This window comes from Oceanobacillus sp. NCCP-135 (assembly GCF_059698015.1).
Genome location: NZ_BAAKSZ010000017.1, coordinates 44,515 through 60,560 on the forward strand (window position 1 = coordinate 44,515; position 16,046 = coordinate 60,560).

General features: G+C 37.6%; 16 protein-coding genes. 6 read left to right on the forward strand and 10 right to left on the reverse strand.

Annotation, left to right across the window (positions count from 1 at the left end; translation table 11 throughout):
• Nucleotides 1-122 precede the first annotated feature (122 nt).
• From rpiA to AC6HVZ_RS12800, 8 genes are all read right to left on the reverse strand, one after another.
• Nucleotides 123-803: a ribose-5-phosphate isomerase RpiA gene (gene rpiA / locus AC6HVZ_RS12765; RefSeq protein ID WP_497558551.1), complete on the reverse strand. Its 681-nt coding sequence runs from the start codon at nt 801-803 to the stop codon at nt 123-125.
• A gap of 29 nt (nt 804-832) precedes the next feature.
• A complete protein-coding gene (locus tag AC6HVZ_RS12770; protein ID WP_497558552.1) occupies nt 833-1,690 on the reverse strand; it encodes a chemotaxis protein in 858 nt (285 codons plus the stop codon).
• A 241-nt stretch (nt 1,691-1,931) separates the two neighbouring features.
• Nucleotides 1,932-3,149: an MFS transporter gene (locus AC6HVZ_RS12775; protein ID WP_497558553.1), complete on the reverse strand. Its 1,218-nt coding sequence runs from the start codon at nt 3,147-3,149 to the stop codon at nt 1,932-1,934.
• Nucleotides 3,150-3,425: 276 nt separating this feature from the next.
• Entirely contained in the window at nt 3,426-4,340 is a 915-nt protein-coding gene (gene opp4C / locus AC6HVZ_RS12780; protein WP_497558554.1) for an oligopeptide ABC transporter permease, read from the reverse strand.
• Between the two features lie 13 nt (nt 4,341-4,353).
• On the reverse strand, nt 4,354-5,316 hold the full coding sequence (gene opp4B, locus AC6HVZ_RS12785) for an oligopeptide ABC transporter permease (RefSeq protein ID WP_497558555.1): 963 nt from the start codon (nt 5,314-5,316) through the stop codon (nt 4,354-4,356).
• 35 nt (nt 5,317-5,351) lie between these two features.
• Nucleotides 5,352-7,121 carry an oligopeptide ABC transporter substrate-binding protein gene (gene opp4A, locus AC6HVZ_RS12790; protein WP_497558556.1) on the reverse strand — a complete coding sequence of 590 codons (1,770 nt, stop codon included), beginning with the start codon at nt 7,119-7,121 and terminating at the stop codon, nt 5,352-5,354.
• Between the two features lie 24 nt (nt 7,122-7,145).
• A complete protein-coding gene (locus AC6HVZ_RS12795; RefSeq protein ID WP_497558557.1) occupies nt 7,146-8,165 on the reverse strand; it encodes an ABC transporter ATP-binding protein in 1,020 nt (339 codons plus the stop codon).
• Nucleotides 8,162-9,196: an ABC transporter ATP-binding protein gene (locus AC6HVZ_RS12800; RefSeq protein ID WP_497558558.1), complete on the reverse strand. Its 1,035-nt coding sequence runs from the start codon at nt 9,194-9,196 to the stop codon at nt 8,162-8,164. Before AC6HVZ_RS12800 ends, AC6HVZ_RS12795 begins: the two co-directional genes overlap by 4 nt.
• Nucleotides 9,197-10,114: 918 nt before the next feature.
• On the opposite strand from AC6HVZ_RS12800, the gene AC6HVZ_RS12805 reads away from it, so the two are divergent.
• Nucleotides 10,115-11,269: an acyl-CoA dehydrogenase family protein gene (locus AC6HVZ_RS12805; protein WP_497558586.1), complete on the forward strand. Its 1,155-nt coding sequence runs from the start codon at nt 10,115-10,117 to the stop codon at nt 11,267-11,269.
• A 200-nt stretch (nt 11,270-11,469) separates the two neighbouring features.
• Here AC6HVZ_RS12805 and AC6HVZ_RS12810 read toward each other — a convergent pair whose 3' ends face one another.
• Together AC6HVZ_RS12810 and AC6HVZ_RS12815 are read right to left on the reverse strand one after the other, a co-directional pair.
• A complete protein-coding gene (locus tag AC6HVZ_RS12810) occupies nt 11,470-11,736 on the reverse strand; it encodes a hypothetical protein (RefSeq protein WP_497558559.1) in 267 nt (88 codons plus the stop codon).
• Nucleotides 11,737-11,752: 16 nt separating this feature from the next.
• Complete coding sequence (locus tag AC6HVZ_RS12815; RefSeq protein ID WP_497558560.1) at nt 11,753-12,028, reverse strand: hypothetical protein; 276 nt, start codon at nt 12,026-12,028, stop codon at nt 11,753-11,755.
• A gap of 66 nt (nt 12,029-12,094) precedes the next feature.
• Between AC6HVZ_RS12815 and rfbA the strand changes: the two genes are divergently transcribed.
• From rfbA to AC6HVZ_RS12840, 5 genes are read left to right on the forward strand one after another with little or no spacing between them, the layout of a single operon-like run.
• Nucleotides 12,095-13,027: a glucose-1-phosphate thymidylyltransferase RfbA gene (gene rfbA / locus AC6HVZ_RS12820; RefSeq protein ID WP_497558561.1), complete on the forward strand. Its 933-nt coding sequence runs from the start codon at nt 12,095-12,097 to the stop codon at nt 13,025-13,027.
• A complete protein-coding gene (gene rfbB / locus AC6HVZ_RS12825) occupies nt 13,020-14,054 on the forward strand; it encodes a dTDP-glucose 4,6-dehydratase (RefSeq protein ID WP_497558562.1) in 1,035 nt (344 codons plus the stop codon). The genes rfbA and rfbB overlap by 8 nt, the downstream gene beginning before the upstream one ends.
• Nucleotides 14,033-14,992 (forward strand): glycosyltransferase family 2 protein, encoded by a 960-nt coding sequence (locus AC6HVZ_RS12830; RefSeq protein WP_497558563.1) that lies wholly within the window; start codon nt 14,033-14,035, stop codon nt 14,990-14,992. The genes rfbB and AC6HVZ_RS12830 overlap by 22 nt, the downstream gene beginning before the upstream one ends.
• 4 nt (nt 14,993-14,996) lie before the next feature.
• A complete protein-coding gene (locus AC6HVZ_RS12835; RefSeq protein WP_497558564.1) occupies nt 14,997-15,683 on the forward strand; it encodes a GNAT family N-acetyltransferase in 687 nt (228 codons plus the stop codon).
• Between the two features lie 3 nt (nt 15,684-15,686).
• Complete coding sequence (locus AC6HVZ_RS12840; protein ID WP_497558565.1) at nt 15,687-16,043, forward strand: EamA family transporter; 357 nt, start codon at nt 15,687-15,689, stop codon at nt 16,041-16,043.
• The last annotated feature ends 3 nt before the right edge of the window (nt 16,044-16,046 follow it).

The window sequence follows — 16,046 nt, forward strand, 5'->3', positions numbered from 1 at the left end:
TCACCCCATTATTACAGGTCTTTCAGGTGCGCTTGGGAGAAACCGATATAAATTGTTACTCCATAGACATTTATCGTTTTTACTTGCTCGATTATCGGAGGAGGGATTTTCAAAAATATCCCTTAGACATCTATCGTTCTTACTTGCCCGTTATCCCCAACGATAACTTTATCCGTCATTCCGATAAACAAACCGGTTTCTACAACACCGACAATTCTTTTTAATGCTCCATTTAGTGTATCCGGATTGGATATCTGTTGAAAAGGACAATCCAGTATATAATTCCCATTATCAGATACAAAGGGCTTGTCCTCTATTTTTCGCAATTGAGGAACACAGCCTAACTTGGAAATAAGATCCGCTGTGATTTGCCAACCAAATGGCAAGACTTCTACTGGTAACGGATATTCCCCTAACTGTGTAACCATTTTCGTTTGATCCACGATAATAATCAATTCTTTTGCAGCTGCAGCTATTACTTTTTCCCGAAAAAGTGCGCCCCCACCACCTTTCATAAGCTGATAATTTTCATCTACTTCATCAGCACCATCAATGGTCAGATCAAGCCGTTTAACTTGGGAAAAATCAGTAAGCGGTACCCCGAATTGTTCTGCCCATTTCTTTGTTTGAACGGAAGAAGGGATCCCTTCAATAGTCAAGCCTTCTTTCACTAGTTCTCCAAGCTGATTAATCATCCAGTATACAGTTGATCCCGACCCCAGCCCTATCTTCATACCATCTTTAATGTAATTTACCGATTCTTCACCGACTAATTTCTTTAGTCTATCCTTTTCGTTCAGCATATGCTCTTCCTTTCCTAGAATTGGTTTGCTTATTGGCCATTAATGGTTTTCCATGTCCGCACTAAACCATCTACAATCAGCCTCATCACCTCATCGTCTTTATCATATTGATTATGTGATAGCGGATTCCAACTCGTTACTATTCCGCCGACATTTACTGCTACATCCCTCGTGACTGCCTTGTGGTATGCAGCATTAACTCCTTTTAATGGGTATGCAAGTACATCATCTTTATCATAAAAATTAAGCCATTCTCCTTGAATAGTCGGGTAAAATTTATTTAGCATTGGTGATGGGACTGTGATCGGGGAGCCAAAATCAATATAGCGTAATGACCATAATGCCATCGGACTACCCATTGAATAGAATAATGTTAGTGTTTCACATTGTTCAATAGGGGAATCGCTTGTACACTTTACTGTTTCCACACCCCTATTTTCACGCCTATATTGCAAATCATAGAAATAGTTACTGGCAACAATCGATCCTAAGCTATGACTGATAACGCAAAGCGGAGCATGTGGCCCAGCTTTACATCTTAATTTATTTATGGAGTTTGCAATAAAGGAATGGACTTTATCATAATTTTGATTCCCTAAAACTGTAGGTTGATATGCTATAGCATCAGCCAAAAACTCAATAACAAACCTCCTCAACCTAGAAAAACGAAGATTAGATGTTGCTTGTAAATTATTCCATAATTCCTTTTGTGCAGGTTCGAATATCGATGACCAAAATACCGATTCGAATACTAATTCCTCTGTTGCATTTTTTATGGACAGTTTTCTAGCAAATCTTGTAGCAATACGTTTTATTATTTCATCAGCAAAGTTTTCATCTGGAGTACCTGCGCCATGAACAACTGCAACTGCAATTTTTTGTGACATAACCAACCTCCTAAGGAATTTTAGTAACGTTGTTATCTATATATTACATAAAGATCGCATTGTTTATAAGATATAAAGTACCTAAATGTGATATAAAAATAAAAAAATCTCTCATCTAAAATTACTATGATTGTTTTTATGATAGTCTTCGAAGGTTTTCAACTATTATTCTCTTTAGATATTGATAGGGTTCACTAAATTGACAGCCTCTTTATTGCAATGACATCCCCCATTTTTCTATTCACTCTACGCCAAAAGAGGAGATTGATTTTTTTATATTTTTATACATAAATGAAATAACACTATTGAGCAACAAAACAAGAGCGCAAAATAATAGAGCTGATACAGGATTAATTAATTCAGCTCCAAATCCTGCATACCCATTAGCTACTATAACCACAATTCCTGTAAGTAAGATTCCTCCACTGCTTACACGCGCCAGAAATGGATCAGATGTCACTGTTTGCCTTGCTGCACCATTAACAACAAAAGCCATTGATAGAGCACCATCAAACAGAAACATTCCAAGGAACGCCCACCACAGGTTTGAAGAAAGCACAACAAGGACAACCCCAGATCCAGAAACCAACAAGATAGATCCATAGAGTTTATTCCAATGCACATCTTTTAGCCGATTCATTAAAAATATCCCAACAATATTTCCTGCACCAGCTCCAGCTAAAAGAAATCCTGTTTGTGCGGCAGATAATTCCAATTCTTGTTGCGCATAGATAATGACAAGTAAACTTATTGCATGCGTTGAAAAGTTAAGAATGGAATGATTCAATGTGATAAAGCGTTGTAGCTTTGATGAGAATAATAACTTAACTCCATGTAATCCCTGTTTGAAAGAACTTTTTGGATTTAATTCACGTTTGCTTTGTAACGGTTCTTTCTGGACAACGATTAAAAAGCTAATACTAATAAAGGAAAGTAAAAATGAAAAAGCGCCAATTCCTAGCGTGGCTGCAGCACCGATGGCAGTTAAAACGAAGCCAGCCAATAAGGGACCAATTAGTGTACTAACCGCATCAGCAGCTTCCATATAATTATGGGCTTCCACAAGGCGCTTGCGACCAGCAATACCAGGTAGCAATGAGCTAATTGAAATTCTATTAAACAAACTGGCTGTACCAGTTAGAAACAATATAGTTGAAATCGTCCATACATTGAATTGATCCAGACAAATAATGATGACAAGCATGAACATAGTCACCGTGCGTAGTAATTCAGAATACTTTGCAACCTCTTTCTTGGATTTGTTTTCAATCCAAACACCTGCTGGAAGGGAAAATAATAGTGGGGCGATTTGCGTACTTATCGCTACAACTGCAGCCTTAATTGGTGAATTAGTTATTTGAAGAACCATCCATGGTACAACAAGTTCACTGAACCTTCCTCCAAAAATAGAAACAAGTTGACCCAACCATAAAATAAGAAAGTTTTTTTCCTTAAACAACATGTTTACACCTCGGTTAATGTTTGCGAAGTTTTATTTGGTTCATTATTCTATTTTACATTGCAAACTTTCCTTTCTTTACATCGGATATTGTTTGATAAATTATCTTTTCCATAGATCGGCTTCTTAATATTTAAAATAGTAAACAAAATTACACGACTTCTATTTTAACTTGATCGTTTTTAGTTTATAATATTAAATTTGCTGTTTTATGTACTATAAAAACCCGAAAAATGGCTGTCCATTATTCGGGTTTAATTTACAATATTAAAATCTTTATCTTTTAGTCGTTTTAGGATCAAAAGCATCCTTTAAACCTTCACCAACAAAGTTTATCGCCAAAATGGTCAATGTGATACATACTGCGGGTGGGACCCAAATCCACAGTTTATTTTGCAAGACATCAGTTTGTCTTGCTTCCATTAACATATTACCCCAACTTGGTACTTCAGGCGGTATACCAAGCCCAATAAAGCTCAATCCTGCTTCTGCAACTATGTATGCTGCAAGTAGCAGGGTAGCTTGGACAATAACAGTTGTCATAACATTTGGAAACAAATGCTTAATAATAACTTTGGATGGTTTACACCCAATTGAAGTGGCTGCAAGAACATATTCATTTTCTTTCTCTGCAAGAATTTTACTTCGAACGATACGTGCTACGCCACCCCAGCCCAATAGGCTGAAAACAATAATTAAACTCCACATACTGGTTACTACTTCGTATTGGAGCATAATTGCGTTCAACACAATCGCAAAAACCATAAACGGAAGTGTTAGTATAAAATCCGTAAAACGCATTAAAAGATTGTCAATCCAACCTCCATAAAATCCTGCAACTGAACCGAAGAAAGATCCAATCAATGTTACGAAAAACATGGATAGTAAACCAATGGTAAGAGAGACTTGTCCTCCATATAATGTTCTTGTATATACATCCCTGCCATTACGGTCTGTACCCAGCCAATGGTCACTGGAAGGCTCCAAATTTATCCCTGTTAAATTAACTCTTGTAATATCCTCAGATGTAATATATGGCGCCAAAAATGATATGATTATCATAAAAACAAGAAAGAATAAGCTTATCATTGCTAGTTTTCTTTTCTTAAATTTCTTCCGGGCTATTGTCCAAGTGGAATCAAATTTTCGTTGGCTGCCTACCTCTGTGGACGTGTTTACTGCTGGTTCCATTAACAACTCCCCCTTAATAACGAATTCTAGGATCAACGACCCCGTATAATAAATCGGAAACTAGGTTACCCACTAAAGTCAATAAGGAAAACAGCAAGGTTAAGGTCATGACCACGGGATAATCTCTTGTAGTAACTGAATCAACAAATAACATACCAATACCCGGATATGTAAAAATTGTTTCAGTTATAATTGCGCCTCCAATTAATGTTGCTAAGTCGAATCCAAAAAATGTTACAAGAGGTATAATCGAGTTTCTTAGAATATGCTTATTATAGATAATAGATTCTTTAGTTCCCCTTGCTCTTGCACTTCGTACATAATCTTGTTGGCTATTTTGAACAATATCATTACGTAAAAACTGTGTATAAGACGCTGTAGAAAACAAGCCTAATGTAATTGCAGGCATTATTACATGATAAATCCTATCGCTCCAAAACTCCAATGTACCCTTTTCAAGTCCTGGAGTTATAGATCCATGAGATGGTAGCCAACCTAACTGAAATGCAAAAAAGTATATTGCAACGATTGCAATTATATATTGTGGTATAGCTATACCAGTGTAATTAAATGTTGCTATTAAATTATCTCCAACCGTGTATGGTCTTCTACCAGAATACATTCCCATAATAAATGCTAGTACATATGTAATAAATAATGCGGAAAGAGCAAGAAACAGCGTATTTGGTAACCGTTCGATAACTACATCTATAACCGGCTTTTTATATGTTGTTGATTTTCCCAAATCTCCTTGTACAAAGTTAGTGACCCATCTTTGATATTGCACAGGTATCGGATCATTGTATCCGAGCTTTTCTCTCATTTCTTCAATATATTCCGGACTTGTGTTATTTGGGTCAATTTCTCCCCCAAAAGGGTCCCCTGGCATTAGTTTAGCCAGGGAAAATACAATTACGGAGATAAGGATGAGCATAGGAATCATTGATAGTATTCTGCGTAAAGCATATGTTAGCATGTTCATTTCTCCTTATCTACAGTTTAAGTGCTAATTTACTCTGAGACATACCATTCATGATAATCTTTTAAACCACCTGCATAAATACCAACATCGTTTAACCGATCATTTATACCATATAAGTCAACATTTTCCCAAAGTGGTAGTCCTGGAAGTTCTTCGTTATATAGTTTTTGCCATTCAACATACACATTAGCACGGTAATCCTGATCAAATGATGCTTCACTTAATCCATCCTCCAGAAGGGCATCTGATTCTTCATTTAACCAGCGTCCATAGTTCCATTCAGAAGTACTATGCCATAATCCAGATGGGTCTGGATCTGTACCCACACTCCATGCACCAAAGAATACTTGAATGTTCTCGTCGTCATTGTCTTTCATTTCATTGTACGTATTGAATTCTATCAATTGTCCTGTTGCCAGTTCTGTTTTCAATCCAACATCGTTCCAGTTTTGCATAATTGCTTGAGAACGTCCTTCAAATGCTGCAGGACCTGCATAGTGTCCAAACTTTATGACAAATTCATCTCCATTTGGATCTTCTCTGAATCCATCGTCATTTGTATCCACATATCCTGCCTCATCAAGCAATTCTGCTGCTTTATCCGGATCATAGTTATATTGAGTTAGCTCTGATTCATCTGCAGCAATCCAATGTACGGAAGGAATTGGCGTATTCACAATATTTGCCTTTCCACCAAGATATGAATTTACAATCGCTTCACGATCGAGTGCATAAAACATGGCTTGACGCAATTCCTTGCTATCATATTTATCGTAATCATCTACTGCAGTTCTGGCTTCATCATCATAGCTACCAAATCGGAAACCAACATAAGAATATCCAAGTCCTTCTTGTTCTACTACGTTAATATGATCTAAATTCTCTAACTCAGGAATGTCATCAGGACGAACTTCCATAATATCTATCTCGCCATTTTGAAGCGCTCCTAACGTTAGTGAAGGATCGATTACTTGAATTAATACTTCTGCTAATTTAGGTTCTCCTTGCCAATAATCATCAAAACGTTCCAGACTAACATATTCCCCTTGAACGATTTCTTTTACTTTAAATGGTCCAAGACCTACAGCATTTTCTCGAACTTCAGGAGATTCCATTAAATCAGCTACTTCAATTCCTTCTAATTCTTTCTTAGGCATTGGAGTTGTCCATAGGTTTTCTAAGTTATTTACTCTTGCTTCTTTAAATGTAATGACTGCATTATAATCATCGACAAGCTCGAAACCTGTAACAGTATCTGCTTCACCTGCGCGGTACTCCTCTGCTCCTTCGATTTCACTGACATAATTATATCGTGGACCCTCATAATCAGCATGAGCAAGTACCTCAATTGCAAATTGCCAGTCTTCCATTGTTAGCTCTTCTCCATTATGCCATTTTACGCCTTCTTCTAGTTTAAAAGTAAAAACTTTATTATCCTCTGTTTCCCAACTTGCAAGATGAGGCTCGTATTCCAAGTCATCATTTACTTTAACCAAACCATCGGAAATAAAGGCAATTATTTGACTATCAATAGCACTTCCAGCAAAACCATCGATGAATAGCCCTTCAGGTGCCTGGTCTACAGCATATGTTAGCGTACCATTTACATCAGGTTCCCCTGTAGCTTCCCCTTCATCTGAATCAGCTTCATTCTCTGCGTCATCATCTTCTGCGCCATCATTTTCTGTAGCATCTGCATCACTATCACCACCATCATCTGATCCACTATCAGCACAAGCAGCCAATACGAGTGAAAACGAGAGTAACAATACTAATAAAAACCAAATTTTCTTATTCAATGTTTTTCCCCCTTCGTTTTTGTATTAATTATCTTCATATAAAAGACATGCGACATTATGATTTGGCCTCACCTCCTTCAATTGAGGTACAATCTCACTACACTTTGCCATCGCCACTGGACACCTTGTATGAAACACGCAGCCTGATGGCGGATTCTGTGGACTCGGTACATCTCCTTTCAAAATAATCCGCTCTTTTTTATTAAGTGGATTAGGATCAGGGATTGCAGATGTTAGTGCTTGTGTATACGGATGCAATGGTTCACTATATAGAGAATCGTTATTTCCTATCTCAACCAAATTTCCTAAGTACATAACGCCAATTCGATCACTCATATGTTTAACAACACTCAAGTCATGCGCAATAAACAAATAGGTTAAATCGAATTCATCCTGTAAATCTTTTAATAAATTTAGTACTTGTGATTGAATCGACACATCCAATGCACTTACCGGTTCATCAGCAACTATCAATTTCGGATTTAAAGCCAATGCTCTGGCAATACCAATACGTTGTCTTTGGCCACCTGAGAACTCATGTGGATATTTATAATAATCATCCTCACGAAGACCAACACGTTTTAGTAATGCTTTTACTTCTTCTTTTAGTTCTTCATGTGATTTATTACTAAAGTTTCGGATTGGTTCATCTACTAAATGACCAACCATCATTTTTGAATTTAACGATGCGTATGGATCTTGAAATACCATTTGAAAGTTCTGTCGTGCTTTTCTTAACTTTGATCCACTCAATTTCGTAATATCTTCCCCATCAAAAATAATTTGTCCATCAGTTGGATCCATTAAGCGTAAAATAGTTCTTCCAGCAGTGGATTTACCACACCCAGACTCCCCAACTAAACCAAATGTTTCTCCTTTTTTTAGCGTTAAGGATATGTCATCAACTGCCTTCACATCACCAACTTTTCGTTTAAAAAAACCAGCTGTAACAGGATAATATTTTTTTAAATTTCTAATTTCCAACAACGTTTCTTTTTCACTAGTTTTATGTTGGTTTTCTGCTATGATCGTTTGCTGACTCATAGTTTAACTTCCTCCTTTTCTTTCGCAGCTTCCTCTGGGTAGCATGTATCATAAAGGAGACATCTAGCAGAATGCCCATTAGCAACCTCTGCAAGTTTCGGTGTTACTTTCGTGCAGTCAGCAAATGCTTTTGGACATCTATCAGCAAAACGACAGCCAACTTTTGGCATATTTTCCAACGATGGGACAACACCACTAATCGTATATAATTTTTTAACTTTTTCCTCCATACGGGGGATACTACCTAAAAGTGCCTCCGTGTATGGATGTTTTGATTTAGTGAATAAATCAACTACATTGGAAGTTTCTACAATTTGACCTGCATACATTACAATAACCCTATCAGCCATTTCAGCTACAACACCTAAATCATGTGTTATAAGCATAATTGCCATGTCCTCTTTATCCCGTATGTCTTTCATCAATTCTAATATTTGTGCTTGCACCGTAACATCAAGTGCAGTTGTTGGTTCATCAGCAATTAAAAGTTTAGGATGTAGGGCAATTGCTATTGCGATCATCACACGTTGACGCATACCACCGGATAATTGATGTGGATATTCATCAATTATCTGATCTGGTCGAGATATATTAACTTGTCTCAGTAATTCGATAGCTTTTTTCCGAGCTTCCTTCTTTGAAATATCTAAATGGTTGAATAATACTTCTTGCAATTGAGAACCAATTGTAAATACAGGATTTAAAGCTGTCATCGGTTCTTGGAATATCATAGCAATATCTTTTCCGCGTATTTTATTCATTTCTTTATCCGTTTTCTTCGTCAAATCTTCCTCATTAAATACTATTTCTCCTGCTGCTATCTTTGAATTAAGCTTTGGTAATAATTTCATAATAGATAAGGACATAACACTTTTTCCGCAACCTGATTCCCCTACTACACAAACCACTTCTTTTGGTTTAATTTCAAAACTAACATCTGCAACCGCATTATGTAATTCACCATCAATGATAAATCCAGTGTGTAAATTTTTTATCTTGAGAAGATCGTTTTCTTGCTGATTACATATCAATAGTCTTTCTCCCCCTTTTATTAAGATATAATATTGAAAAAATTTCGTTAATAACAATTAAAAAAAGAATAAGAAGTATATAATAGATTTATTCAATATTTATTTATTTTAATAAAATTATATAAAATCAAACAATTTTAATTATAGTCAGAATTGATAAATGTTGATCTAAAGTTGAAAGATAAAGGCCTATAGTTGAGATAGAATGGTAAATAATTCAAAGATAATATATGAATCACTGACTTATCTCAACTTTCTTAGATTAAATCCCGACTTTTTTAGTTTTCTCAGCTTCCTCCGTTTGTCTGCGCAAATAATTATTCAGAAAAACATTCAGACAATTAAGTTCAAATAATAAATATGAATATCTTTTATTAAGATATCTGGCTACTATAATAATTTCAGAATAAGCTCTCTTCCTATTCTTCCGAAAATTTAAAACACAGCGAACGCTGATGATGGCTTCTAGTTAGTTATACTTTTTGCTCACCAATTTCATAGGGTTATCATATTCCAACTGCCTAATTAAATACAGAATTTCTAGGATGTTACCATTTTGTATTTTCTGAAATCTATTTGTAAAATTAACTTAATATTTATAAGTGATTATAAGTGAAGAATTTTAAAAAAGCAATAGTTTTTCAATTATTTCATAGGTACTATTTTCTAGTAATTGTCGTTTTCTGATTTTTTCAGCCTACTAAAATCTAGGAAAATGGCTTCAAATTTGAGGAAATGATTGATTTTTCTATGTATTATTCAATTGGTTTCAGCGGGTATTTAGGCTTAGTATAATGACAGTTTTTTTAAAAAAATGAAAGCTATCCTGTTTACAATTAATTTTTTCCTATTGGAGTGAAATAATGAAAGATATAAATCCGACTGTTATCATCAGAATTAATATGAGGAGGAATAACAATTAATCTTATAGATCTTCAATCCACAGAAGAAAGGATTACATTAGTAGAAAAAACAGTAAACCCTTTTACTGATAGAGCAAAAAAACATGATGAGGAAGGTTCTTTTCCATTTGCTAATTTTAAAGATTTAATTTCAGTTGGCTACCCTTCTTTAACCGTTCCAGTAGAATATGGTGGTTTGGGTATCTCTTTATATGAAATATTGAGAATGCAGGAAACGATCGCAAAATCAGATGGATCCACTGCACTAGCTATTGGTTGGCATATGGGGATCACGAAGCATCTTGGTGAAAATCGCATATGGTCTGATGAAAAATACGAAGCGTTCGCTACTGATGTTGTGGAAAAAGGCGCACTATTAAATAATGCTGCATCCGAACCAGCGACAGGAAGTCCCACACGCGGTGGAAAACCTGAAACTTATGCAACACAGGACAAGGATGGATGGGTAATTAATGGCAGAAAAACGTTTACCACTCCCGCTCCCATTCTTGATTATTTTGTTGTAAGTGCCTCGATTGAAGGAACAGAACAGGTAGGTAATTTTCTGATTAAGCGAGAACGAGCTGGCGTAGAAATTGATGAAACATGGGACTCAATTGCCATGCGGGCCACAGGCAGCCATGACCTAGTTTTAAAAAATGTGCATGTGGATAAGGATGACTTAGTAGAATACATTACTTTCGGAAATAAACCTGCTGCAGGATGGCTGCTTCATATACCAGCTTGTTATTTAGGAATAGCTAGAGCTGCTCAAGAGTATGCGGTAGATTTTGCAACAAGCTATTCACCAAATAGCATTAACGGCACTATTTCGGAACTGCCTAATGTAAAGCAGAAATTAGGCGAAATGGAGCTTCTCCTAATGGAAAGTGAGCACTTTTTGTATTCAGTTGCAAGGAAATGGGATAAAAGTAATAAGAAAATACGTCAAACAATGAAGACAGAGCTCGGTGCAGTAAAATTATCTGTTGTTAATAAAGCAGTGGATGTCGTAGATCTAGCAATGCGTGTTGTAGGCGCACGGAGTTTATCAAGAAAAAATCCACTTCAGCGCTATTACCGTGATGTTCGTGCTGGCTTGCATAATCCACCGATGGATGACATGACAACAATGCAACTTGCACAAAAGAGTATAGATAATAGAGGTTGATAGTTTGATTAAAAAATAGATTAATACTGTACCCCGGACTGGATAATGGTTCGGGGTATTTATGTCCCGCCGCTGACGTTTGACTTGGAGGGATGTCGGAGTTCTCCGGGTGATATATTTGTTTTCCGGACGATACCCCTCGGGCTCCGGGCGATATTCTCGGGCTCCGGGCGATATATTCTCGCTCCGGGCGATATTCCTCATTCTCCCGGCGATATATTCTCGCTCCGGGCGATATTCCTCGCTCTCCCGGCGATATTCTCGGGCTCCGGGCGATATTTCTCCGCTCCCGGCGATATATTCGTTCTCCAGGCGATATTTCTCCGCTCCCGGCGATATTTCTCCGCTCCGGGCGATATTTCTCCGCTCCGGGCGATATTCCTCGTTCTCCAGGCGATATATTCGTTCTCCCGGCGATATTTCTCCGCTCCGGGCGATATTCCTCGTTCTCCAGGCGATATTTTCATTCTCCGGGTGATATTTTCATTCTCCGGGCGATATCTTTGCTCTCCGGGAGATATCCGTACCGCTCCAACTGATACCCCACCGCTCTGGTCGATTAAAAACTAAAATCTGCCCATGTGGTGACACGTGCATAACCTGCATTGCACTAGCTTTTAATAGCTTCCCTTCGATAATTTCTTTTAGGCTTTCAAATTCCACTCCAAATAACGCAACTCCGAAACATATTTGAAATACAAATGTAAGATTAACAATTTCATAAAAAAGGTACTGATAAATAGACTTTACTATGCGCATAAGCGAATAAATTCTGATTCGACAAAATTCGAGCGGTTCCAGTGACCGCCCTAGGAGTGGATAAACATGAAAGGAATTATTCTAGCTGGGGGCAGTGGTACGAGACTTTCTCCGAGCACGGATAGTATTAATAAGCATTTACTTGCGGTTTTTGATAAGCCGATGATTTATTACCCACTTTCGGTGCTGATGCTTGGTGGGATCAAAGAGATTATGATTATTAGTACACCAGAAGATAAATCACGTTTTGAAGACCTGCTGGGCGACGGACAATCGCTTGGCATCTCACTTAAATACTGTGAACAAAATAATCCAAATGGCATTCCGGAAGCATTAACATTAGCAGAAGATTTTATTGGAAAGGATGATGTTACATTAATGCTTGGTGATAATATTTTTTATGGTCAGGGTTTTACAACACTACTTCGCAATGCTATTAAAAATCATAAACATGCAACTATTTTCGGTTATCGGGTGAAAGATGCCAGCAGGTTTGGTGTGGTGGAATTTGATCATCATCAAAAAGTAATTTCACTTGAAGAAAAACCAGAACAGCCAAGATCTGATTTTGCCGTGACAGGTCTATATATTTACGATCATAAAGCTGTCAGAATGGCTAAAAAGCTTAAGCCTTCAGCCAGAGGTGAGCTGGAAATCACTGATCTGAACAGGGAATATTTAAAAATCGGTCAGCTGAACGTCGAATTATTAGGAAGAGGATTCGCCTGGATGGATGCAGGGACACATGAATCATTATTCGAAGCGTCGGAGTTTGTAAAAATCACCCAGCAAAGACAGGGCTTCAAGCTTGCCTGCTTAGAGGAAATTGCCTTCTATTTAGGATATATATCAAGAGACATGTTATACAAAAAAGGTAAATCCATGGAAAAAAATGATTATGGAAAGTATTTAATGGATATCGCCGAACGGGAACATTCAGAGCAATACTGGGAGTCGATCGACCGAAATCCGATGTTGGGGCTGGCGGGAAATGAATAAACAAAAGCCAACTTTACTCATAACAGGTGGAGCAGGATTTATCGGCTCGAATTTCATCCATTATTTCCTGAAAAAATATCCGAATAGACAGTTGTTAAATATCGACAAACTCACTTATGCAGGCTCAAAAGAGAATTTACGGGAAGTAGAAAACGTAAATAACTTTCATTTTATACAAGGCGATATTACCGACGAGCTTTTAATAAGTAACATGTTCAGCAAATACGATATTGACGGAATTATCCATTTCGCAGCAGAATCGCATGTGGATCGTTCCATCATAGATGCGAAGAAATTTATTAAATCGAATGTTTTAGGGACAATGGTACTCTTGCAAGCAGCCCGATCTGACTGGGAATCAAAAAATGTTCTTTCAAAAAGACGCTTCCATCAAATCTCTACGGATGAGGTTTATGGTTCACTAGGGGAAGAAGGGAAGTTCAACGAGAACACACCATACGACCCGCGCAATCCATATAGTGCTTCTAAGGCAGGGGCAAACATGCTTGTGAAAAGCTATGGTTCCACGTATGGAATGAACATTGTCATTTCCAGTAGTTCCAACAACTATGGACCCAAGCAGCATGCGGAAAAGCTGATCCCAACGATCATTTCAAAAGCACTGTCACTAGAAAGCATCCCGATTTACGGAGATGGAAAAAATATTCGGGATTGGCTCTATGTTGAGGATCATTGCAGAGCACTTGATCTCATCTATCATCACGGGAAGCCGCTTGAGACATACAATATCGGTGGTGGAAATGAAAAAACGAATATCGAAATAGCATCGGAAATTTGTGAGATCCTTGATCAGCTTGAACCGGATTTAAGAAAAAAATCTTCATTGAATAGCTTTAAGGATTTAATTACTTTTACCGAAGATCGCCTCGGACATGACAGAAGATATGCCGTTGATGCAACAAAACTAGAAAATGAATTGGGTTGGAAACCGGTAGAACGATTGGAATCAGGCTTAAAAAAAACAGTGGAATGGTATGTGAATCAATGGAAAATTCCTCCCCATTAATTTCTGTCGTCATACCGGTATATGGCTGCAAAATCTGTTTACAAGAGCTTTGCAGTCGGATAACAGTAGCAGTGGAAAAAATCCCAGCCCAATTAGAAATTATTTTAGTAAATGATGCAAGCCCGGACAATGCGTGGGAGGAAATTTTGCAATTAAGCGCACGTGATAGACGGATAAAAGGACTGGATCTCGCTCGAAACTTCGGTCAGCACCATGCGATTACTGCAGGTCTTGACCATGCATTTGGAGATTGGGTCGTCGTTATGGATTGTGATCTTCAGGATCGCCCTGAGGAAATAGCCCGATTATATGAAAAAGCACTGGAAGGATATGAAGTGGTTTTCGGCAATCGTGTGGAGCGCCAGGATAAATGGTTTAAACGAAAGTCATCGCAAATTTTTTACCGTGTTTACGATTATTTTACTGGACATAAGTCTGATCATACTATCGCCAATTTCAGTATCAGCTCACAAAAAGTAGTGCAGAGCTTCAGGAAAATGCGTGAGCAGAACCGCTTCTTTCCATTATTTATCCAATGGATGGGCTATAAAACAGCGAGTATTCCGATTGAACATAATTCACGTAGAGCAGGGAAATCTTCTTATAATTTAAAGAAGCTGATCACACTGGCAACAGATGCGGTTATCTCCCAATCAAATAAGCCGCTTCGCTTGTCGATTCAATTCGGATTTCTGATTTCTACGGTATCCTTTATTTATGGCATGTATTTATTCGCAAGGTTTTTTTTCCTGGATGAACCTGTACAGGGCTGGACCAGTGTGATGGTTTCCATTTATTTTATCGGGGGACTGATTTTTTTTAACTTCGGTATCCTTGGATTATATATTGGAAAAGTATTCAACGAAACGAAACAAAGACCGCTCTACCTCATACGAGAAACAACAGAAGAAAGCGATAAAGCTAATGAACGGAGCTGATTTCATGGAAAACTATTTACAGCCAACCCCATGGGATAAACGAAATTTTCACGTAGAAACATACGAACTCACCAATGTAACAGAAGAAGCATTACAGCAAACGAATGCGGTGGAAGGACATTTCACACTAAAAATAGATCCCTTGGCTAATACGGAATTACTTAATAAATACGGATTTTATTATGTCGATACATTAACGGAGCCTGTTTGCAAAAAGGAAAATCTACGCATTTTTAAGCAGGATGGAATAAGTCTCGAGCGGAATTTTAATGCAACTGAAATGATCGAAATTGCAGAAGAAGCATTCACAAGCGGTCGCTTTCACCGTGATTTTAACATCCCGGCATATATGGCTGACAGGCGCTATATGAATTGGGTCAATGATCTGATTGAAAAAGATTTAATTATTGCCCTCCATTATCAAGGGGAGCTGGCAGGTTTTTTTGCCTATGAGGGTGACAAAATTCTGCTGCTTGGCATGAACAAGCAATTCCGTAGTAAAGGCCTGGCAAAAGCATTCACCAGTCATTGTGTACAGGAACAATTTAATTTAGGATACGACCGTTTAAAAACATCAATTTCTCCAGCAAATATAGCTTCCCTGAATTTATTTATCTCACTCGGATTTCGTTTGAGGAGTACGATCGATGTTTACCATAAATTAAATGGATCTCTCCCGGTTGGAGTGTAAGATATGGGCTATGTTTATATTTTTGGAACGATATGTTTTACCGTATATGGTCAATTGATTTTAAAATGGAAAATCGATCAGTCTGGAAGTTTGCCGGATGCTTGGCTAGATAAACTTACCTTTCTTTTGCAGCTATTACTGAATCCATGGATATTATCCGGATTCTTCGCTGCTTTTCTGGCAGCATTATCCTGGATGGCGGCAATGACGAAATTCGATATTAGCTATGCCTATCCATTTATGAGTCTATCCTTTGTACTTGTATTCATTCTTTCGGCATTTTTATTCGGGGAACCTGTTTCGCTGCAAAAAGGAATTGGTTTTCTTTTAATAGTATTAGGCATTATGGTGATGAGGTGATGA